At 60.2% G+C, this 20736-nt stretch carries 18 protein-coding genes; 12 read left to right on the top strand and 6 right to left on the bottom strand.

All coding sequences use genetic code 11. From position 1 onward, the window contains the following. Positions 1–2 precede the first annotated feature (2 nt). Positions 3–1013, top strand: coding sequence for an MBL fold metallo-hydrolase (locus ACWKV9_RS15575; protein WP_483837016.1), 1011 nt, complete (start codon positions 3–5; stop codon positions 1011–1013). 126 nt (positions 1014–1139) lie between these two features. On the opposite strand, the gene mqo is transcribed toward ACWKV9_RS15575, so the two are convergent. Further along, a complete protein-coding gene (mqo, locus tag ACWKV9_RS15570) occupies positions 1140–2774 on the bottom strand; it encodes a malate dehydrogenase (quinone) (RefSeq protein WP_483837015.1) in 1635 nt (544 codons plus the stop codon). A 418-nt stretch (positions 2775–3192) separates the two neighbouring features. After that, a complete protein-coding gene (locus ACWKV9_RS15565) occupies positions 3193–3384 on the bottom strand; it encodes a hypothetical protein (RefSeq protein WP_483837014.1) in 192 nt (63 codons plus the stop codon). A 296-nt stretch (positions 3385–3680) separates the two neighbouring features. Here ACWKV9_RS15565 and ACWKV9_RS15560 point away from each other — a divergent pair, with 296 nt between their 5' ends. The 3 genes from ACWKV9_RS15560 to ACWKV9_RS15550 all read left to right on the top strand — a co-directional run bounded on the left by ACWKV9_RS15560 (position 3681) and on the right by ACWKV9_RS15550 (position 8401). Continuing rightward, positions 3681–4607, top strand: a complete 927-nt coding sequence (locus tag ACWKV9_RS15560) for an aldo/keto reductase (protein WP_483837013.1) — start codon at positions 3681–3683, stop codon at positions 4605–4607. Positions 4608–4735: 128 nt separating this feature from the next. After that, on the top strand, positions 4736–6079 hold the full coding sequence (locus ACWKV9_RS15555; protein ID WP_483837012.1) for an NTP/NDP exchange transporter: 1344 nt from the start codon (positions 4736–4738) through the stop codon (positions 6077–6079). A 273-nt stretch (positions 6080–6352) separates the two neighbouring features. Beyond that, on the top strand, positions 6353–8401 hold the full coding sequence (locus tag ACWKV9_RS15550) for a TonB-dependent siderophore receptor (RefSeq protein ID WP_483837114.1): 2049 nt from the start codon (positions 6353–6355) through the stop codon (positions 8399–8401). A 40-nt stretch (positions 8402–8441) separates the two neighbouring features. Here the strand turns inward: ACWKV9_RS15550 and ACWKV9_RS15545 are convergent, their stop codons facing one another. Beyond that, positions 8442–9275, bottom strand: coding sequence for a helix-turn-helix transcriptional regulator (locus ACWKV9_RS15545; protein ID WP_483837011.1), 834 nt, complete (start codon positions 9273–9275; stop codon positions 8442–8444). Between the two features lie 98 nt (positions 9276–9373). Between ACWKV9_RS15545 and ACWKV9_RS15540 the strand changes: the two genes are divergently transcribed. Next, positions 9374–10261 (top strand): SDR family oxidoreductase, encoded by an 888-nt coding sequence (locus ACWKV9_RS15540; RefSeq protein WP_483837010.1) that lies wholly within the window; start codon positions 9374–9376, stop codon positions 10259–10261. A gap of 13 nt (positions 10262–10274) precedes the next feature. On the opposite strand, the gene ACWKV9_RS15535 is transcribed toward ACWKV9_RS15540, so the two are convergent. The 3 genes from ACWKV9_RS15535 to ACWKV9_RS15525 form a co-directional block, all read right to left on the bottom strand. Next, positions 10275–10634 carry a hypothetical protein gene (locus tag ACWKV9_RS15535; protein WP_483837009.1) on the bottom strand — a complete coding sequence of 120 codons (360 nt, stop codon included), beginning with the start codon at positions 10632–10634 and terminating at the stop codon, positions 10275–10277. A 645-nt stretch (positions 10635–11279) separates the two neighbouring features. Next, positions 11280–12137, bottom strand: a complete 858-nt coding sequence (locus tag ACWKV9_RS15530) for an SDR family oxidoreductase (protein ID WP_483837008.1) — start codon at positions 12135–12137, stop codon at positions 11280–11282. Between the two features lie 133 nt (positions 12138–12270). After that, positions 12271–13128, bottom strand: a complete 858-nt coding sequence (locus ACWKV9_RS15525) for a LysR substrate-binding domain-containing protein (protein ID WP_483837007.1) — start codon at positions 13126–13128, stop codon at positions 12271–12273. Positions 13129–13241: 113 nt separating this feature from the next. Between ACWKV9_RS15525 and ACWKV9_RS15520 the strand changes: the two genes are divergently transcribed. The 7 genes from ACWKV9_RS15520 to ACWKV9_RS15490 all read left to right on the top strand — a co-directional run bounded on the left by ACWKV9_RS15520 (position 13242) and on the right by ACWKV9_RS15490 (position 20536). Continuing rightward, positions 13242–14471: a glutamine amidotransferase-related protein gene (locus ACWKV9_RS15520; RefSeq protein ID WP_483837006.1), complete on the top strand. Its 1230-nt coding sequence runs from the start codon at positions 13242–13244 to the stop codon at positions 14469–14471. 217 nt (positions 14472–14688) lie between these two features. Then, a complete protein-coding gene (locus ACWKV9_RS15515; RefSeq protein ID WP_483837005.1) occupies positions 14689–15507 on the top strand; it encodes an ABC transporter substrate-binding protein in 819 nt (272 codons plus the stop codon). Positions 15508–15576: 69 nt separating this feature from the next. Further along, positions 15577–16302: an amino acid ABC transporter permease gene (locus tag ACWKV9_RS15510; RefSeq protein WP_483837004.1), complete on the top strand. Its 726-nt coding sequence runs from the start codon at positions 15577–15579 to the stop codon at positions 16300–16302. A 27-nt stretch (positions 16303–16329) separates the two neighbouring features. After that, complete coding sequence (locus ACWKV9_RS15505; RefSeq protein WP_483837003.1) at positions 16330–17088, top strand: amino acid ABC transporter ATP-binding protein; 759 nt, start codon at positions 16330–16332, stop codon at positions 17086–17088. Positions 17089–17097: 9 nt separating this feature from the next. Then, a complete protein-coding gene (locus ACWKV9_RS15500; protein WP_483837002.1) occupies positions 17098–18267 on the top strand; it encodes a M20 family metallopeptidase in 1170 nt (389 codons plus the stop codon). Then, the gene (locus tag ACWKV9_RS15495; protein ID WP_483837001.1) at positions 18264–19361 is read left to right on the top strand and encodes a mandelate racemase/muconate lactonizing enzyme family protein; all 1098 of its coding nucleotides are present in this window, start codon (positions 18264–18266) and stop codon (positions 19359–19361) included. The genes ACWKV9_RS15500 and ACWKV9_RS15495 overlap by 4 nt, the downstream gene beginning before the upstream one ends. Continuing rightward, complete coding sequence (locus ACWKV9_RS15490) at positions 19361–20536, top strand: M24 family metallopeptidase (protein ID WP_483837000.1); 1176 nt, start codon at positions 19361–19363, stop codon at positions 20534–20536. The genes ACWKV9_RS15495 and ACWKV9_RS15490 overlap by 1 nt, the downstream gene beginning before the upstream one ends. Positions 20537–20736: the final 200 nt, after the last annotated feature.

Here is a 20736-nt window from a genome sequence, read left to right as displayed (position 1 = left end):
CCATGCGTTGGACAATACTGTGTTGCGCGTTGCTGGCCGCCGGTTGCGCGCAAGAGCTGGGCGACCTGCGTCTGTCAGATGAGCACCGGCTCGCCGAGCCCAAGCTTGAATTCCTCGGAGTTGCGGGCGTGCTTATCCACTGGCGCGGTGAGGGCGTGTTGTTTGACCCGTTTTTCAGTCGACCGACGATTCCCGAACTGTTTTGGTTATCGCCCGACACTGACGAAATCGACCGGCGCATGCCGCCCGCCGCTGACGTCACCATGCTGCTGCTTGGGCATGGCCACTATGACCATGCACTGGATGTCGCGTGGGTGATGCAAAAACACACCCCGCAGGCGATCACCTATGGGTCCGCAAGCGCGGTGCACATGCTGCGCGCGGAAATCCCGAAAGACCGGCTCATCGATGCACAACCGCAAATGGCCACGCTGAGTGACGCTGCCACACCCGTCATGCAGGCGAAGGACAACGGCTGGTTCTACACCCGTCAGCGGCACATCCGCGCGATGCCCATTCAAAGCATGCACGCACCCAACCCGCTTACGCCTTTGATGAGCGGCGCCTACACCGAAGATCTCATGCAGTTGCCTAAAGCTTTCTGGAACTGGAAACAGGGCCAGACGCTTGCCTGGCTGGTGGACCTGCTCGGTGAAGATGGCAAACCGGCTTACCGAATCCATTATCAGGACTCGGCCAGCGATGCGCCGTACGGTTTTCCCCCGGCACTCAAGGATGACAAAACGGTGGATGTTCAAATCTTGCCCGTAGCGTCCTTTCAAAACGCCAAACACTACCCCGAGGGCTTGCTGGCCCTGACGCAACCTGAGCTGGTGGTGCTGGTGCACTGGGAGGATTTTGTTGGAGGAACCCCCGACAACCCAAAGATCCTGCGCCAGCAGAAGGACGTCGGGACCTTCATCGAGCGGGTTCAGCGCGCAGCACCAAAGTCGCGGGTCGTGATACCACGCCCGCTCAGCGAAGTCGCGCTTGCGCCGGTGACAGGACACTGACCTGACGCAGCAGGCATCGCGCTTTTTTAGGGCAAAAAAAACCGGGCCGTAGCAATGCGCTACGACCCGGCAGTTCTGGCGCGCTACTGGCTGCGCAAAGCGACAGCCGCAGCAGGCGGAGGCCTTTTACAAAGCCATGTCCGCCGCAGGGTTTGGCTTGCTCTGAGCCGGAGCCGAACCTGCTGGAATGTTCAGATCCAGTACTGGCGGCTTATCAAGCTGCAGCACTTCGGAGGTGTAGTTCCATTCCTGCTGAACAGCGGCAGGCGAATCGTTGAGCTTGGTGCCATAGCTCGGCACGATCTGGCGGATCTTGGCCTGCCATTCCGGCGTTGCGACTTTGTCTTTGAAGACCTTTTCCATCACGTTCAGCATGATTGGAGCAGCGGTCGAAGCGCCCGGCGATGCACCCAGCAGAGCAGCAATGGTGCCGTCCTGAGAGGAAACGACTTCGGTGCCTAGCTTGAGCACGCCGCCCTTGTCTGCATCACGCTTGATGATCTGAACGCGCTGACCGGCTTGCCACAGGCGCCAGTCTTCTTTCTTGGCGTGCGGGAAGTATTCCTGCAGCGCCTTGAAGCGATCGTCGTCAGACAGCATCAGTTGACCGGCGAGGTACTCGACCAGCGGGTACTGCTCGACGCCAACTTTGGTCATCGGCCAGAAGTTGTGCGTGGTCATGGTGCTGAACAGATCCAGATACGAGCCTTCTTTCAGGAACTTGGTAGAGAAGGTCGCGAACGGGCCAAACAGGATGACGCGCTTGCCATCCAGCACGCGGGTGTCCAGGTGCGGAACCGACATCGGTGGCGCGCCAGTGGACGCAATACCGTAGGCCTTGGCCATGTGCTGCATGGCAATTGTCGGGTTCTCGGTGACCAGGAACGAACCGCCGACCGGGAAGCCCGCGTATTCGTTACCCTCGGGAATGCCGGATTTCTGCAGCAGTTTCAGCGCGCCGCCGCCAGCACCGATGAACAGGAACTTGGCGTCCGTTGCACTGGTGGTGCCGTCTTTCAGGTTTTTGTACTCGACGTGCCAGGAGCCGTCTTTGTTGCGCGTGATGTCGTTGACTTCACTGGACAGCTTCAGGTCGAAGTTCGGGCGGGTCTGCAACGCGGACACGTACTGACGGGTGACTTCACCCCAGTTGACGTCGGTGCCGATTGGCGTCCAGGTGGTCGCCAGCTTCTGGGAAGGATCACGACCTTCCATCATCAGCGGGACCCACTTGGCGATCTGCACCGGGTCTTCGGAATACTGCATCGGGCGGAACAGCGGGCTGGCTTGCAGCGCGTCGTAACGCTTTTTCAGGAACTTGATGTTCTCGTCGCCCCACACGAAGCTCATGTGCGGTGTGGAGTTGATGAACGAATGCGGGTTTTTCAGGACGTCGCTCTTGACCTGCCAGGACAGGAATTGACGAGTGATCTGAAAGGCTTCGTTGATCTCGATGGCTTTGGAAATGTTGACCTTGCCGTCTTTGTCTTCCGGGGTGTAGTTCAGCTCGGCGAGGCCCGAGTGACCGGTACCGGCGTTGTTCCAGCCGTTGGAGCTTTCTTCGGCGACCTTGTCGAGGCGCTCGACCATTTCCATCGTCCAACCCGGCTCCAACTCATTGAGCCAGACGCCCAACGTTGCGCTCATGATGCCGCCGCCAACCAGCAGGACATCGACCTTCTTTGCCTCGGCGGCGTGTGCGGAATTCATTCCCACCGAGATAGCCAGCCCCAAGAGCGCCGTGTTCACTTTCTTAAACATGCAGTAAATACCTAGGATAAAACGCCGTCCTCGAACACGAAACGCCTGGGTTCACAGCACGCATGACTGCATGCCGCAGGCTCCCGCCCTCAGAAGATCTGGCGTGGACATACAAGGTCGACAGAGTCGCATCGACCTCACTTTTAGCCCCCTCCTGCGCTGACTTTTTATTAGTCATTGGCTTCAGCTGCTTGGGTGACGCGAAGTTCGAAAAAAGTTCATTGGATTTCGAGCGGCGGATTATAGGGGAGCGCGCGCCGTAAGCCTACCCGCAGGGCCACTATGATGCGCGATTGCCCAAAGCCGATGCGCGGGTCGGTGTCCTGCACTGCTTACCCACTCGTGCGTGCGACTCGCGATAACGATTTTTCCCACAGATCGCGTCTCAGATTCGTACGCGCTCGACCCCTCATCACGGTCAAGCGGCTACGGGACGCGATGGCGTGATGATGAACGGGGTGAATATTGGGCTTTCAGGCTCGGTCGTGTGTGCAAACGACATCAACTCTTCCCGCTCCATCGCATCACGGGCGGCTGTATCCAATGACGTGTTTTCAGCGCGCCGCTCAAGCTTGAGAAGGTTTGCGGCGAGTTCTGCGAGGGTGCTCAAGGTCGACTCCATGACATGGCTTCACATGAAGCCCGTCTTTACGTGGGTGAGGTGCGTGCGCGTCAAGATTCGGTGATCCCGTCGCATGGGTTCACGCTGTGCAAGGTTCAGACCAAACGACGTCGTCAGCAGTTCGATCTCTGTACGAGGCAACAGACGGAAGAAATGATTTGCAAAACTTTCCGATTCCCCTCGTCTAGACACCTCCGCACGCTGCGCGTGAATGTGCTTCTATCGATGACAAGGTTGTTACAACCCGACACGTGCGCCCCTCACGAACGGAAGGAAAGCCCGCTATGCCTGCTCACTCGTTCAGTCGTCGCGACATCATCCGCATCACCACGGCCCTCAGCGCCATGGCCGCTCTATCGCCCCTGCTCCCGTCTTTTGCAGCCAGCACCCTGCTCTCGCGCAAGATCCCGGCCACGGGGGAAGACCTGCCGGTGATCGGTTTGGGCACTTCGCGCACGTTTGACATCGACGTCGCGTCCGCCGAAATGACGGCAGCCCTGGAGGTGGTCAAAACGTTGTTGGCCGGTGGCGCCAAAGTCATCGACACGGCCCCCAGCTACGGCGATTCCCAGCAGGTCACTGGCGAACTGTTGACCCGCGCGAACGCCCACCGTCAGGCCTTTGTCGCGACCAAGGTCTCCGCCACCGGTCGCGAGGCGGGCATCAGCCAGACCGAGCAGTCATTCAAGCAACTACAGACGGAGCGCATCGACCTGATTCAGGTGCACAACCTGCAAGACACCGCCACTCAGCTCAAAACCCTGCGCGAACTCAAGCAGCAAGGGCGCATTCGTTACGTCGGCGTGACGCATTACCTGGAGTCGGCCCACGATGATTTGCTCGCGGTGCTGCAAAAGGAAAAGGTCGACTTCGTCCAGGTCAATTACTCGGTCGGGGCGCGCAATGCTGAAAAACGCTTGCTGCCGTGGTGCGCTGATCACGGCGTCGCCGTGTTGGCCAATCGCACGTTCGAGGCCGGTCGGCTGTTTGCCAAGGTCAAAGGCAAGCCACTGCCGGACTGGGCCTCCGCCGAACTGGACGCTAGTTCGTGGGCGCAGTTGATGCTCAAATTCGTGCTCGCCAACACCGCCATCACTGCAGTCATTCCCGCCACCAGCAACCCGCGTTACGCGGCAGACAATCTGCTTGCAGGCCAGGGCCGGTTGCCAGACGCAGCGTTGCGCGAGCGTATCGTCGAACTGTTTGCCTGACAGGTGCTTTTGCAGGAGCGAACTTATTCGCGAGGCAATAACGGCTATATCACCGCCTGCTCAATCGCCAACCAGTTGGCTCCTACAGAAAAATCCTGTTAAGCCGCTTCGTTCACAGGAGGTTGTCTTTGCCCATCACCGACGCGTCACTGCTGCACCGCGCGGCCAAGGCCATTAACGCCGAGCCGGATGAGCTGTACCCGGCGCTGGCAGGTTTCGCGTTGTTCTTCTGCCTGTTTTGCGGCTACTTCATGCTGCGGCCGATTCGCGAGGCGATGGGTATTCAGGGCGGAGTTGAAAACCTGCAGTGGCTGTTCACCGCGACATTCGTGGTCATGCTGATTGCAGTGCCGCTGTTCGGCTGGCTGAACTCGGTAGTCCCACGGGTGCAGTTCGTTGATTGGGTGTATGGCTTTTTCGCCGTCAACCTGCTGCTGTTCTCCGCCACGTTTGCTCTGCATGACGACAGCGTCTGGCTGGCCCGCACGTTCTACGTGTGGATTTCGGTCTACAACCTGTATGTGGTTTCGGTGGCCTGGAGCCTCATGGCCGACGCTTTCGACAGCGCACAAGCCCGGCGGTTATTTGCGTTCATTGCCGCCGGTGCCAGCGTCGGTGGGCTGCTCGGCCCGTTGATCAGCGCGTTCTCAATCGATCTGCTCGGGCAAGCCGGGCTCGCCCTTGTCAGCGCCTTGCTGCTGCTGTTGGCTCTGATCCTCAAGCGCTACCTGATGGCGTGGCGCGAACGTGGCGGCGCGGGTCGGCCCGGAGCGCCTGCGGCCGAAAGCGCCAGCCGACCGGTGCCGGGTAACCCGTTCAGCGGCATCGTCAAAGTGCTGCGCTCCCCTTACCTGCTGATGATGTGCCTGTTTGTGGTGCTGCTCGCCACGGCCAGCACGTTTTTGTATTTCGAACAGGCGCGTCTGGTGGCGCAGCTGTTCACCACTCGCGAAGAACAGATCCGCGTCTTCGGCCTCATCGATTTCGCCGTGCAAGCTGGCGCGCTGGTATCGCAGTTGTTCATCACCGGGCGCATTGCCCAGCGCTTCGGGATCAGCACCTTGTTGGCGGTAGTCCCGGCGTTGGTCTGCGCAGGCTTCATCGGCCTGGCACTGGCCCCCACATTCGCCATGTTGGCGGGGCTGATGATCGTCCGGCGGATCGGTGAATACGCGTTCATCCGCCCAGGTCGCGAGATGTTGTTTGCACCGCTGGACGCGCAAACCAAATACAAGGCCAAGAATTTCATCGACACGGTGGTCTATCGCGGCGGCGATGCTATCAGCGCCTGGGCCAAAAGCCTGTTGGACATGCTGGGCCAGGGCACGCTGCTGGTCGCACTGGTCGGCGCCTTGTGCGCGGCCATTTGGGCGGTTACCGGGTGGTATCTGGGGCGGCGCGCTGATGAAGTTCAGGTGCACCAGCCACTGCCTGTTGATGAGTGCGCGACGACAAGGATACCTCGACTCTGAAACCCTTCTGAGACGAAGACGCCCCAAATGACGGCTGCTGGCGCACTCACTCCTGACAGCCGTCAGCCCCTTATCCCCCGGCCTAGACGCCTCCCCTGCGCCAACTCAAATGCGTGAAATGTGAAAAATATGTCGAAGATTTGTTAATGAATGTATATCTTTCTCATTCGCAACCTCATTCATTACCTAATATCCGCGCCGCACATCTTTAGGAAAGTCCCTGTGAACCACCGTCTCTCCGCACACCTGTTGTTTGCCGGCGCCTGCAGCGCCATGCCAATGGCCTACGCCGCAGAAGAGCTCACGCTGCCTGCCACGCAGATCCAGACCACCGGTGGACAGGTTGACGAACAGACTGTGGGCTATCAGTCCAGACCTGCCAGCAGCACCACTCGCCTTGGGCTGACGGATAAAGAGACCCCGCAAGCCATTACCACGATCACCCGCGCCCAGATCGATGATTTCAAACTCAACGGCATCCGCGATGCGTTGCGCTCAGCGCCTTCGGTGACTGTCGAACAGATCGAAACCGACCGAACCGAATTCACCTCCCGTGGCTTCACCATCGACACCTTCGAATACGACGGCATGGGCATGCCCTTCGCGTCCACCACGCTGGTGGGCGAGCAAGACCTGGCCGAGTACGAACAGATCGACGTGCTGCACGGCGCCAACGGGTTGATGAGCGGCACCGGCAACCCTTCGGCCACGGTCAACTTTGTGCGCAAGCGCCCGACCGCTACGTTTCAGGCGCAGGTCGATGCCAGCGTCGGCTCCTGGGATAACCGTCGTGTGGATGTAGACGTATCCGGCCCGTTGACCCCCACCGGAAATGTGCGGGGGCGGTTCATCTATGCCCACGACAAAGGCAATTCATACCTCGACCGCTACAGCCACGAAGTCAACGTCGCAGCAGGTTTGCTCGCCTTCGATCTGTCCGACGCCGACACCCTGACGGTAGGATTTTCCCAGCACGACAGCGATGCCAACGGCAGCAGTTGGGGCAACCTGCCGCTGATCGACGGCAACGGCAATGCCATCCATTACAGCGGCCGCAGCTCTAGCGTCGGGCAGCCGTGGACCTACTGGAACCTGCATACCCAGCGCGCTTTCGCTGAGCTGAACCATGATTTCGGCAACGGCTGGAATGGCAAGGTCACGGTGACCGGCGTCACCCAGTACCAGGATGCAGACATCTACTACATCTCCGGCGTAACCGACGATGTCGGCTTGGCCTACGCCACCGACACTTCCAGCAAGGAACACCAACTGATCGGCGAGGCGAAATTGTCCGGGCCATTCAGCCTGTTCGGACGCGAGCACGAACTGACCTTCGGCGCGAACTACGGTCGCACCCATCACAAGGAAACCGCCTACAACCTGAACGACGTTGGCTACTACGCCACAACATTGTCCGACGCGCTGGCCGGCAATATCCCGAAACCGGGGCTGAACTACACCGACGCCAACAACATGGGCAACTTCAGCGACACGCAAAAAAGTCTGTACGCCGGGGCGCGTTTCAGCCTGCTTGACGATCTGCACTGGATCGTCGGCGCGCGCATGCTCAGCGCCGATGGCAAAGGTGAAAACTACGGCGCAGCCCACGATACCCGCGAGCATGGCAAGGTCACGCCTTACACCGGTCTGGTCTACGACCTCAACAGCGAGTGGGCGGTGTATGGCAGCTGGACGCAGATCTACACCCCGCAATATGTGCTGAGCACCGACGGCAATCTGATCGATCCGCTGGAAGGCACCAGCACGGAAGTCGGCATCAAGGGCAGTCTGCTGGATGACCGCCTGGACGTAACAGCCGCGGTGTTCAAGACCAAGCAAGAGAACGTGGCCGAATACGCTGGCCTGTTGGGCAATCAGTACGTTTACGACGCCGTAGATTTCAAAAGCCGCGGGATCGAACTGCAGGCCTCCGGCGAAGCATTCCCCGGCCTGGACCTATTGGCAGGCTACACCTACGTGCATATCGAAAACGCCGATGGCGACGAAGCCCGCAAGTACGTCCCGACCCACAGCTTCCGCGGTATGGCGACCTATCGACTGCCTGGCATGCCGAAAGCCAAAGTCGGTGGGCGTGTCAGTTGGCAGAGCGGCATTGAGGATGACACTTACAGCAATGTGAACCAGCATGCGTACGCTTTGGTGGACCTGATGACCAGCTACGACATCGACCAGCACTGGAGCACGTCGTTGAACCTGAACAACCTCACCGATCGTAAATACCTGATGTCGCTCAAAAGCGGCACCAGCGCCAACTACGGCGCACCGCGCAATCTCACTGCTTCGATAAGCTGGAAGTACTGACCGCTTGACCCTGCGGGGCTCGGCGTCCGAGCCCCGCATTTCATTCGCCGCCAAGGCTTTGCACAAGCGCCCGAACGCGATCGGCATCGGCGCTGGTCACGGGGGTGTAGACGATCATTGAAAGATCCGGCCGGCCATCAATCGCAAAGCCGGAATATTCCAGTTCGATCATTCCCTGGGTCGGATGCCGCAGGCGTTTGGTCCCTTCTCCTGCCAGACGCACATCATTCTCACGCCACAGCGCCGCGAAATCGGGGCTCAGGGCGCACAGCTCATCGGCTAATTTGCTGACTTCAGACGCCGCACCCGCCCGTGTTGTGTCGGCTCTAAACGCCGCGACCACAAAACGCGCAACGCCCTGCCAATCATCCTGTCTGGCCCGCGCGCCGGGATTGCAAAACATGAGCCGCAGGATGTTGCGCTGTCCCACTGGCAGCAGGCTGTAGTCAGTAAACACGGCCGCTGCTGCGCTGTTCCACGCCAGAACATCCCACGTGGCGGTTCTGATCAACGCAGGGCTGAAATGCAGGGTGTCCAGAATGCGCTGCAAGCGCGGGGTAATTCCTTCAGGGGCGCGGTAGACCACCTCAGGCAAATGACCGAACGCGAGCATGAACAAGTGCTCGCGTTCGGGCTCGGTCATCAACAGGCTTTCGGCGATTCGGTCCAGGACCTGCGTGGACGGAGCGCCCCCGCGTCCCTGCTCCAGCCATGTGTACCAGGTGGCGCTGATATTGGCACGGTGGGCGACTTCTTCCCGACGCAGGCCGGGTGTGCGCCGACGCGCGGAGGAGAACCCGAAACTGGCCGGGTCCAGGCGGGCTCGGCAGTCTTTCAGATATGTTCCAAGCAGGTGAGCCGAATGCTGTGCCATGGTGATCCTGTTAGTGTTTATACCCTGATAACGTCACGGCTATTACCCGATAAACGTTACGCGCACTCTGCTGACTTTCGCAAAGAGAGATTTTCACCATGCGCGTATTTCTGACCGGTTCAACAGGCTTTATCGGGTCCCAGGTTACTCGGGAGTTACTGGCCGCAGGTCATCAGGTGCTGGGGCTGACGCGTTCGCAGGCCGGAGTCGATGCTCTGCTGGCGATGGGTGCAGAGCCTTACTTCGGTGACATGGAAGATCTGGCGAGCCTGCAACGCGCCACCGAAGGATGCGACGGGGTCATCCACACTGCGTTCGATCATGACTTCACCCACTTCGTGGCTAACTGTCAGAAAGATTCACGCGTCATTTCCGCCTTGGGTTCAGCGATGGAAGGCTCCCAACGCCCGCTGATAATTACCTCAGCCACAGCGATGGGATCGCCCGCACCGGGGCAACCTGCCGATGAGGATTTTTTCGACACCAGTCATCCCCATCCTCGGGCGGCTTCGGAACTGGCCGGGCACGCGCTGCTGCAACACGGGGTGAATGTGGTGGTCTTGCGCCTTTCGCAAATTCACAACCCGGTCAAGCAGGGTCTGGTGACGGAGCTGATCAAAATTGCGCAAGAACACAGGCAGTCTGCCTACGTCGGTGACGGCCTTAATCATTGGTCCGCCGCGCACCTTTTGGACACCGCGCTTTTGTATCGCCTGGCTCTCGAAAAACATCAACCGGGGGCTCGCTACCACGCCGTCGCCGAATCGGCGATTGATTTTCGGTCGATAGCCCAGGCCATTGGCGATGGCTTGGGCCTGCCGACGGTTTCCGTGACTGAAAAGGAGGCACCAGTGCATTTGGGCTGGATGTCGGGATTCGTGGGGCAGGATATGTCCAGCTTGAGTGACAAAACCCGAACGCGCTTGAGTTGGCAACCAGACGGTCCGGCTCTGATTACCGACCTGCGCGCGCTTTTTAATCAGTGACGCCTGGGTTGCATCAACGGCGCTGTGACACTTGACGACCCAGCTCAAAACCCAACGCGAGCGCGATGACAACCGCAGAGCCGATAGCAAGTTTGAAGCTGGATTTTGCCCGGACGAGTTCTGCCGGACGTGGAGACAATTGCTCCTCGACCAACCCGGCTGTCTCGGCTTTTGACTGGTCAGTGAGGCGTTCAGGATCATCGGGTTTGATGGGTGAAGACAACGGGTATTCGGGGGTATCGTCCGGCGTGTCATCCGCCGTGTCTTCGTTGGCTGGCTGGTCAGCGCGCGGCTCGTTCGCTGGTGCGTCGTGAAGAGCCTGCGGGCGCTGGCTTTCGTGTGTTTCTGGGTTATCAACCGGTTCGGTGGGCATGGTGTTTTCTCCGTGGCTTGAGCTTTTTGGAGTGAAGGTCCAAGGCATAGTGCGCGCCGATGGACGAATGGTTGGCAGTGTTGGGAGACCCACGGCGCCTGTGGGGCTTGTGAGCGTTCGTCGGCCGAAAGTGATCGTGGGAGGGAGCTTGCTCGCGATCTGGTGCGAAGCGGCAGTAAACCTTGCTAACCGGTTTTGCCTGACACACCGAGTCGTTCGGTCTGAGGGCCGCTGCGCGCCCCATCGCTGCCGTCGTAACCTCCGAGAGCTCCTACGCCTGCGGCAGAAGCGGATTTGCACAACGCTGGGTTGTTCGTCGCCACGCCCTGCCTGGTCATGCATCCCCAAGGCTTCGCGTCATCGGCCAACGCCACCCTGTAGGAGCGAACTTGTTCGCGAGGCGTCGCGCCTGACACACCGCGTCAAACGCCCGCCAACAAGTTGGCTCCTACATGCGAGGCGTCGTGCTGATACACCGCGTCAAGCGCTCGCCAACAAGTTGGCTCCTACAGAACCGTCAGTGCGCCATAGATATCGCAGCGATGCAGGCTTCTGATTCTGGGCGCAGCCCGTAGGAGTCCGGCTTGCCGACGATCTGCTGCGAAGCGGCAGTAAACCCGACTAACCCACCGGCCAGGGTGATGCTTACAGGATGGGTTTGCCACCCGTTACCCCATAACGCGTGCCCGAGATATAACTGGCCTCGTCAGACGCGAGCAGTACGTAGATCGGCGCCACTTCCACCGGTTGTCCCGGGCGACCGAGGGGTGTTTCCTCGCCGAAGCTTTTTACGTCCTCGTCGGTCATGGTCGCAACGATCAGCGGCGTCCAGATCGGGCCCGGCGCAACGCTATTCACCCGAATGCCGCGCGGGCCGAGCATCTGAGCGAGCCCCGCAGAGAAGTTGGCGATGGCGCCTTTGGTGGTCGCATAAGGCAGCAAAGTGGGCTTCGGCGAATCGGAATTGACCGAGCTGGTGTTGATGATCGAGCTACCCGACGCCATCGAAGGCAGTGCAGCCTTGCAGATGCGAAACATGGCCGTGATGTTGATATCGAACGTCTTGACCCATTCCTCGTCGGAGATTTCTTCGAGGGTTTCGTGACTCATCTGAAACGCTGCGTTATTGACCAGTACGTCGATACGCCCGTATCGACTCACCGTCTCCTCCACGATGGCCGAACAATGCGCTTTGTCTGCCAGGTCGCCCGGAAGCAACAGACACTGCCTGCCCGCCTCCTCGACCCAGCGCGCGGTTTCCTTCGCATCTTCGTGCTCATCGAGGTACGAAATGGCGACATCAGCCCCTTCCCGCGCAAAAGCGATAGCCACAGCGCGACCGATGCCGCTGTCAGCGCCGGTGATCAAGGCGATTTTGTTGGTCAAGCGGCCAGAGCCCTTGTAGCTAGTCTCGCCGCAGTCAGGATAGGGTTCCATCCGGCTCTGATCACCGGGTACCGGTTGCTGTTGCGGCTTGAAAGGCGGTTTTGGGTAATCGGTCATGGGACGTTCCTTTAGTCGATCCTGCGCATTGCGGCGCGTGCTAAAGGTGGACTTGAGGATGATCCGAGGAGTTCGGACTTTTACCGCGTCAGGCGATGAGTGTGCATCTACCGCTGCGCCAATGCGGCCGGCTTTAGCGTTTGGCCAGCGACTGGAGCAAGGCTTCCAGCATTCGCGGCCGATCGGTATGAGCCAGCATGATCAACACGATCTGTCGGTCATAGCCTTCACCCACAGGCGTGATGTTGAAGTCCTGCGCCAACCGGTCCAGCCCCGCCCATTGCGGCACCAGACTGGCGCCGACCCCGTCCGCCACCAGCATCGCAATCGCTTCCAGACCATCGAGACTGAACAGTGGCTTGAGCGCCAGCCCCTTGTCATTGAGGTAACGTTCAGCGTGCAGCCCGCCCCATGACCTGGGCTCATAGCAGATATAGGGATGCGATTGCAGGACGTGAGCAATGCCCTCGGTAGGCCGCGCCTTGGAGGCCAGTACCAGCTTTTCCCGGTGCAGCGGCGCCACCCGAAACATCTTGGGCGGCTCGAACGGCGGCGCCACGATGATTGCCGCGTCAAGCTCGCCATTCTGCAGCGCCGCATAAAGCGAGCGCGAAGTGCCGGGCAAAATGGAGGGCTGGATGCCGGGCGCCTGTCGGCTTAGTTCCAGCAAAGCGCTGGGCAGCAATCCGGTGAGCATGGTGGAAATGGCACCGATGCGCAGCGAGCCGGTCATCCCGCTCAGGTCCGCATCGCCCGCCAGCAGCTGAACTTCCCTGACGATATTCCGTGCTCGCGGCAGCAAGGCCACGCAGGCTTCTGTGGGTTTTGCGGCATGTCCCACACGGGACAACAGCGCAAAGCCGAGCGAGCGCTCCAGCACCTGAATACGTTGACTGACCGCAGCGGCAGTCAAGCCCTCGGTACGTGCAGCATCGGCGATCGAGCCGCACTCGATCACCGCCAACAGGCTTTTCAGGTATCGACTGTCCATAAGAAATTCTTTCGATCGAAACAAAAAATACAGGCTATCTCTATCGGCGTGAAAGAGACACTCTTGATTGCATTGCAGTGTTGCGCCAGTGCGCGACCCAACGGAGAACCTTGATGGCCCTCACGCTGGTCACCCATTCAAATGCCTGCCCCGCCCTGTTCGGCGCGCTCACTGCCAGTGTCGCCAAAATGGACGGTGCCCTGCTGATGCATCTGGAAGCTCAATTTCAACCCGAACACGGTGCCGATACCGTGCAGATGGTGGCCGCCGCCGGGGCGTTGGTGCCCAGTGGGTTGCTTTGGTATGAACGTGTCACCGGACGTGAGGTATTGCCGGCCAGCAGCGTTGACGAAATCGTCGCGATGGCGGCCAAACGTGATGTCGTGGTGCCTTGGCACCCGGAGTTCCAGCAGCACCCGGTGCCCACTGAACTGATCGATAAAGCGGGCAGCGATGGCGTCCAGGTCATCCATCTCACCGGGCGTCGGCTCAATGACCTTTGGGACCTGCAGACCGCCCAGGGCCAGCCGTCGCGCTACGGCGTCTGGACCCGCGACACCTTCGGTCGCTGGGGCCGCCCGCTGGATGAAGCATCCAGCCCATCAGGCGCAAACTCGCTCACGTTGGTGCTAATCGGCACCCAGGCTGATCAGATCGATGTGTATCCCGCCACACTTGCCGCGCTGGGCGATGCCGCCGACGCCACGAACATCGGTCTGCGAGTACGGTTCGTGTCTGCACGGCAATTGAACGTTTCACAGCTTGCCTCGGCGCCAGGGATTGTCCTGCCGGGTGGCTCGGACATGGGCAACGTATCGGGACAGATCGAAGCCGCGCGATACGGCTTGCGCTCAATGATCCCGACGCTGGGGTTATGCCTGGGCATGCAGTCGATGACCACCGCACTGGCGCAGTCTTGCCCGGGGCTTGAGCAAGCCAATATGGCCGAAGCAGCGCCGCACGCGCCGATCAAAAGCTTTTCGCCCATGGCCGGCACGCCCGGCTTGCCGGCCCATCGTCTGGGCAGCCACACCTTAAGTTTTACTGATCAAGCGCTGGAGCAACAGCTGCAGGGCCATCAGAGCATTCGTTGTAACCACCGTTACATGCTGGCGCCTGCGCTGATTGAGCCGTTGCGCGCAGCCGGTCTTGAGATCACGGCCACCGACCAAAGCGGGCAGATCGCCGACGCCATTAATTGGCCAAAACATCCGTTCTACAAGGGCATGCAAGGCCACCCGGAACTTGGCTCACGCAGCGGGAACGCACATCCGTTGATCGAGGATTTTTTGCTGGCGGCGTTGGCAATGACTGGCACGACGCGCCGGGTCGCACGCCCTTGAAACATCGTATTAGATCAAACAGCAAGAACATGGAATGCATATTGCTGCATAACACTTGAGCCCGATTGGGCTGCACCCCTCCTGCTAATTACGCCGAAAGTCACACCCGCTGCATCATTACAGAGCGGCATGCCCTGTAAGGGCTCATTGCAACTTCCGGATAATTTGCACTTGTTGACACAACTCGTGCAATGAACTGATGGTTTTGGAGATTTACATGATGACATCGTCCCGCTTCAGCCTGCGCTCCATCACCCTGATGACCGCACTCCTTGCCGCCCCGTTCGTCAATGCGGCGAGCCCGGGACCCGTCATGACCCCAGGCCTGCTCACCTACGGCACTGCCGCGACCTTTGCGCCGTTCGAATTCCAGGCCGACGGCAAGCTCACCGGTTTCGACATTGATCTGATCGAAGCCCTTGGCAAAAAGATGGGACTCAAGCCAACCGCCATGAACATGGAGTTCCAGGGCCTGATCCCGGCGCTGCAAGGCAAGCGCGTGGACCTCATCAACTCGGCCATGTACATGAACGAAGCACGGGCCGCTCAGGTCGATTTCGTCCCCTACCTGCGCATCGGCAACCAAGTCGTGGTCACCGAACAAAACCCGGCCAAGGTCACGGGTCGGGATAACTCGCTATGCGGCAAAACCGTGGCCGTGACCCTGGGCGGTATCGAGGAAACCTATGCTCGCCAGGACGACAAACGCTGCAAAGATGCAGGTCTTGAGGCGGTGAAGGTCCAGACCCTGCCCACCGCCCAAGCGTCTGCGTTGAGCCTGCGTCAGGGCCGAGCCGATGCTACGTTCGATTCCACCCCCGGTGTAGTGCAGATGCTGCGCGATGTGCCTGGCGTCTATAAAACCGTCGGTCCCGAATTTGAATCCGAAACCCGGATCGGCATGGCCGTGGCCAAGGGCAACACGGGGATGAGCGATGCACTGCAAGGCGCGCTCAAAGAACTGGTCGCAGACGGCACGTACAAACAGATCATCGAAAAATGGAAGTTTCCTGCGACGGTTTCATTGTTCGACTGATGCCTGATCACCAAGAAGCCGTGGCGCCGCAAAGGTTCGGCGCCGGGCAATTTCACGTGAGGACGCATCATGTCGCTTGAACTGGTTTGGCAATATCTGATCTCCCCGGCGTTTTTCCATGGCGCGGTGACCACCCTGCTCATCACCCTGTACTCGCTGGTGTTCGGCGTCGGTGTAGGCGTCGTGATCGCGCTGCTGCAAGACAGTCAGACCCGCGCCGGCCGAACCCTGGCGCTGATTTATCTGTGGCTGTTTCGCGGCACGCCGGTGCTGTTTCAGATCATCTTCATCTACAACGTGCTGCCCACCTTCGGCATTCGTCTGTCGGCGATAGTCAGTGCTGTCTTGGCGCTGTCGCTTAATGAAGGCGCTTACATGGCGGAGATCATCCGCTCCGGCATGCAGGCCGTGAAAAAAGGCCAGCGCACCGCTGCCCTGGCGCTGGGCATGAAGCCGTTTGCAGTGTTGCGCCATGTGGTGATTCCTCAAGCCACGCGGATGATTCTGCCGCCCATCGGCAATCAGATGGTCGGCATGCTCAAGCTCAGCGCGCTGGTTTCAGTGGTGGCGGTTGAAGAGCTGATGCTGGTGGCGAACCAGACCGCTAGTTCCAACTTCCGCTATTTCGAAGCCCTCACAGCCGCCGGTATTTATTACCTGGTGCTGACCACCATTTTCATGGGTGTTCAGGCCTTGATCGAACGCAAGCTCGATCCGAAAAGGCGCCGTAAAGGTCCGCGCATCAGCCTCACCGAACGCATGCTCGGCACCTCACGCGGCGCCACCGTTCGCTAGGCCTCTGTTCGCCAGGAGCAAACACACATGCAAAAAAATCTCTCGGGCAACGGCAAACCGCTGCTGGAACTGATCGGCATCGACAAAAGCTACGGCCCGTTCAAGGTGCTGAAAAACTGCTCGCTGAACGTGCGCACCGGGGAAACCGTAGTGATCATCGGACCGTCAGGCTCCGGCAAATCGACTTTGCTGCGCTGCGTCAATCAACTGGAGCCTGCCGACGGCGGCGACCTGTTCTTCGAGGGTCGGCGCATCGACTACGACAAACGCAACGTCCACCTGCTGCGCCGGGACATCGGCATGGTGTTCCAGAACTTCGAGCTGTTCTCCCACCTGTCAGTGGTGGAAAACATCATGCTCGCGCCGATGAAAGTGCTAGGCATGAGCCGCGCCGATGCTCATGACATCGCAGTCGAACTGCTCGGCAAAGTGCGTATCCCGGAAAAAGCCGACGCCTACCCCGATGAGATTTCCGGCGGCCAGCAGCAGCGCGTGGCCATCGCCCGTTCACTGGCGATGAAACCCAAAGTCATGCTCTACGACGAGCCAACCTCGGCCTTGGACCCGGAGATGATCCGCGAAGTGGTCGACGTGATGGCCGAACTGTCCAGCGAGGGCATGACCAGCCTGGTGGTGACCCACGAGATGGGTTTCGCCCGCCGCGCGGCAGACCACATCGTGTTCATGGAAAGCGGCGAAATCATCGAAAACGCCAGCAACTCAGACTTTTTTGGCGGGGCCGTCAACCCGCGCACCCGCCATTTTCTCGATCAGATCCTGCACTGAGATCCCCCAATGAATCAGCAACCCGACTTTGCCCGCATGAAACGCGACCTCGCTGCCCTGGTGGCGATCAACACCGAAAACCCGCCCGGCCATGAGCTTGAAGCGGCTCACCACCTGAAGGTCTTGCTGGAAGCCGAAGGTTTCGATCTCTCGTTGTCCGAATACAAACCCGGACGCGTGAACGTAATTGCCACCTTGGCCAATGGTCCGGGCCCGACCTTTGCCTTCAACACCCACATCGATACCGTGCCTGCCGGTGAAGGCTGGAGCACCGATCCGTTCGTACTGCACGAGGCCGACGGCAAGCTATACGGACGTGGCAGCTGCGATGCGAAGGGGCCAATGGTGGCGATGATCGAGGCCACGCGCATGCTGATCGCCTGCCGCGAAGCGTGGTCGGGCACGTTGATGGCGGTGTTCACCGCGGATGAAGAAATCGCCAGCGAAGGCGCCAAACATTACGTCGCCCACCAGCCGCCCCATATCGACTTCGCTGTGATCGGCGAGCCCACATCCAATGCGGCATTCACTGCGCACAAAGGCAGCTTGCGGCCGTTGGTGCGTGTGCATGGTGTGACAGCGCATTCGGGCACACCGCACCTGGGTGAGAACGCAATCTACCGCGCCGGGCAGTTGCTTGGCTTGATCGAGCAGCATCATGAAACGTCGGTCAAATGCCACTGCCACGCACTGGTCGGCGAAGCCAGCCTGACCGTCACCCGGATCAACGGCGGACACGCTGACAACGTGCTGCCCGGCGCCTGCGATCTGCTGCTCGACCGGCGCATGGTGCCTGGCGAAAGCGAAGAGGCGGTCAAGGCGGAGATCGAGCAACTGCTGGCCCTGGCCAACGAGCGCTTTGGCTTGCGCGCCGAAGTGCTCAAGTACATCCCCACTACCGGCGGCGCGACCGAAACCGCGCAGTCCGAGCCGATCGTGCAGGCCAGCCTCGCCGCCTGCCGCGAGCACAACCACGGCAACGCAGGCCCGTTCGGCTTTCAGGGCGGCTGCGATCTGGTGCATTTTCGCAGCCTGGGCACCACCGGCACGGTCATCGGCCCAGGCACCCTGGCCGTGGCGCATAAACCGGACGAGTTCGTGCCCATCGACGAGTTCATCGCCGCCAGCCTGATTTACCGGGACATCGCCCTGCAAATGCTGCCGCTGGGGCAGGCATGAGCCTCGCCGCCTCGCTACGCCGCGCCGATTTACATTACGGCAATGGCGTGCAGTTGCACACGGCGGCGTCGGGCAGTGTCGGCGAGTTGCAGGCGTTGTATTTGTGTCTGGACGACGGCCAGCATCAGGCGGTCGGCGAAGTACGAATCAACATTGCTTATCTCAACGGCTATGGGCCCGATGAAGTCATTGCCCAGGCATTGCAGGCGCTTTCGGGAGTGCCCTGGCAGCAAGATCCCGAGCAACTGCTCACTGAGATGCCGCACTGGGCCGCCCCGCTGAGCATGCCGGTGCGCACGCTCATCGACTGCGCCCTGCATGACCTGATTGCGCAGCGGGCCGGTTTGCCGCTGGCGCAATGGTTGGGTGCCCCGGCTGCCGACGTTCGTTACGCCAGCAACCAGACGCTGTTCTGGTCGCCGATGGAGGTCTTCCTGGCCCAGGCCGATGCCTACGTGAATCGCGGCTTTCGAGACCTGAAGGTGCGTATCGCCGTGGGCAGTTTTGACGAGGACCTGGCACGACTGCAGGCCTTGCGCGATATCTTCGGCGACAGCATCAAGATCGCCGTCGATGTCAACGGACAGTGGACAGCGCAACAAGCGCCGAACTATCTGGAAGCGCTGACGCCCTTTGATCTGGCCTACGTAGAACAGCCGATCGCCGCCGGTGACTGGGACGCCATGGAGCGACTCGCCGAGCAAAGCCCGCTGCCGTTGATGATCGACGAAGGCTTGGCCGGCAGCGAAGACCTGGACCGTCTGTGCGCCTTGCGCGGCAAGGTTTGGGCGCACCTGAAATTGGTGAAAATCGGCGGCATAGCGCCCTGCGTGTCCGCTGCAAGGCGACTGGCCGAGGCTGGCGTGACTTGCATGATCGGCCAGATGAACGAAGGCGCGGCTGCCACCGCCGCCGCGTTGCATGTGGCCTGCGTTACCCAGCCACGATTCGCCGAACTGTACGGCGCCGATGGATTGTGTGACGACCCCGCCCGCCCCATTCACTACCAGGATGGTCAGGCCTGGATGCCCGCGGCTCCAGGATTGGGCATCACCCTTGATCTCGACAAAACTCAACTGATTCGGAGTTTCTGATGAACCTAGCGCCCCCCGTCAACGTCCGCCAAGGCAGCGAGTCGGCTTTCGCTGCGCACGAATATGCCGAACGCGTTCGCCGCGCCAAAACCAACATGATCCAGGCAGGCATCGACGTGATGATCGTCACGGGTCCCGAAAACATTTTTTATCTGACCGGCCAGCAAACCCCCGGCTACTACACGTTTCAGGCGCTGGTGCTGCCGGTGGACGGCGAACCGATGTTCGTGATTCGGCAGCTGGAATATTTCAACTTCATCGCCAATACGTTTATCAGCGATGCCTCGGTGTATCTGGACGGCGACGATCCGGTGAGTTTTCTGGTGGCGGCCATTGAGCAAAAAGGCTGGAGCCAGCGCCGTATTGCCATTGATAAGCGCGGCTGGTTCCTGCCCATCACGGTATATGAATCGTTGCAGGCCAAACTGGGCACTATTCATGACGCGGCTGGCGTGGTGGAAAAGCTGCGAGCGGTGAAATCCCCTGCTGAAGTGGAAAAACTGGAGTTCGCTGCGCGCTATGTCGATGCGGGTATGCGCGCTGGCATGAGCGCCGTGCGCGAAGGCGCCAGCGAGAACGATCTGGTGGCGGCGATGCTGCAGGCCTCGATTGCCGCAGGTTCGGAGTACATGGGCATGGAGCCGCTGGTGTCTAGCGGTCCGCGCACGGGCATTCCCCACGGCACCTGGCGCCGACGCACATTGCAAGCCGGGGAACCTGCGTTTCTGGAAATGGCCGCCAGCCATGATCGCTATCACGCCGCGTTGATGCGCTGTGCCTGGCTGGGTAAGCCACCGTCGATTGCGGTGGAGATGGAAAAGGTTTGTCAGGACGCGTTGCAGGCGGCACTGGATGCGTTGCGCCCGGGAGAACCATGCGAGGCTTCGCACAACGCCTGTCAGGCGGTCATTGATCGGGCGGGATTCACTGACGCGTTCAAGAAACGCACCGGCTACTCGGTAGGGATTTCGTTCGCGCCTGACTGGGGCGAAGGCTCGATCCTGAGCCTGTACAGCGGTGTAAAAACCGAGCTGCAACCGGGCATGTGTTTCCACATCCCACCGGCGTTGCGCATCTACGGCGAGTTCACCGTGGGCGTGAGTGAAACCGTGGTCATCACCGAAACCGGGTATCGCGTACTCGGCACCCTTGGGCGTCCGTTGTTGCTGATCTGACCTGCTATTCGCTCGGCCTCCGGTGCGGGTGGCCGCTGCGGTAAACCCGTTACACCCCATAGAGGCCTCGCGCTGCTCGGCTGCTCTTACAGAGAAATACGTGTTCGTCGCACATCTGCACAACCGTGGGAGCGGACGTGTCCGCGAGGAGGCCGTTACAGCCGACACATCTGTCGCGCCGGATCAATAGCCTTCGCGGA

It is taken from the genome of Pseudomonas corni (assembly GCF_057128765.1).
Note: the sequence above shows the minus strand (reverse complement) of the source record. Positions and strands in the feature narration are given on the sequence as shown.

Bases quoted from the DNA above. Each gene is read 5' to 3' on its own strand.
- ACWKV9_RS15550 (WP_483837114.1), top strand. From the start codon at position 6,353: ATGCCAATGGCCTACGCCGCAGAAGAGCTCACGCTGCCTGCCACGCAG.
- ACWKV9_RS15495 (WP_483837001.1), top strand. From the start codon at position 18,264: ATGAGCCTCGCCGCCTCGCTACGCCGCGCCGATTTACATTACGGCAAT.
- ACWKV9_RS15505 (WP_483837003.1), top strand. From the start codon at position 16,330: ATGCAAAAAAATCTCTCGGGCAACGGCAAACCGCTGCTGGAACTGATC.
- ACWKV9_RS15540 (WP_483837010.1), top strand. From the start codon at position 9,374: ATGCGCGTATTTCTGACCGGTTCAACAGGCTTTATCGGGTCCCAGGTT.
- ACWKV9_RS15490 (WP_483837000.1), top strand. From the start codon at position 19,361: ATGAACCTAGCGCCCCCCGTCAACGTCCGCCAAGGCAGCGAGTCGGCT.
- ACWKV9_RS15530 (WP_483837008.1), bottom strand. From the start codon at position 12,137: ATGACCGATTACCCAAAACCGCCTTTCAAGCCGCAACAGCAACCGGTA.
- ACWKV9_RS15510 (WP_483837004.1), top strand. From the start codon at position 15,577: ATGTCGCTTGAACTGGTTTGGCAATATCTGATCTCCCCGGCGTTTTTC.
- mqo (WP_483837015.1), bottom strand. From the start codon at position 2,774: ATGTTTAAGAAAGTGAACACGGCGCTCTTGGGGCTGGCTATCTCGGTG.
- ACWKV9_RS15515 (WP_483837005.1), top strand. From the start codon at position 14,689: ATGATGACATCGTCCCGCTTCAGCCTGCGCTCCATCACCCTGATGACC.
- ACWKV9_RS15545 (WP_483837011.1), bottom strand. From the start codon at position 9,275: ATGGCACAGCATTCGGCTCACCTGCTTGGAACATATCTGAAAGACTGC.
- ACWKV9_RS15535 (WP_483837009.1), bottom strand. From the start codon at position 10,634: ATGCCCACCGAACCGGTTGATAACCCAGAAACACACGAAAGCCAGCGC.
- ACWKV9_RS15575 (WP_483837016.1), top strand. From the start codon at position 3: ATGCGTTGGACAATACTGTGTTGCGCGTTGCTGGCCGCCGGTTGCGCG.
- ACWKV9_RS15520 (WP_483837006.1), top strand. From the start codon at position 13,242: ATGGCCCTCACGCTGGTCACCCATTCAAATGCCTGCCCCGCCCTGTTC.
- ACWKV9_RS15525 (WP_483837007.1), bottom strand. From the start codon at position 13,128: ATGGACAGTCGATACCTGAAAAGCCTGTTGGCGGTGATCGAGTGCGGC.
- ACWKV9_RS15560 (WP_483837013.1), top strand. From the start codon at position 3,681: ATGCCTGCTCACTCGTTCAGTCGTCGCGACATCATCCGCATCACCACG.
- ACWKV9_RS15500 (WP_483837002.1), top strand. From the start codon at position 17,098: ATGAATCAGCAACCCGACTTTGCCCGCATGAAACGCGACCTCGCTGCC.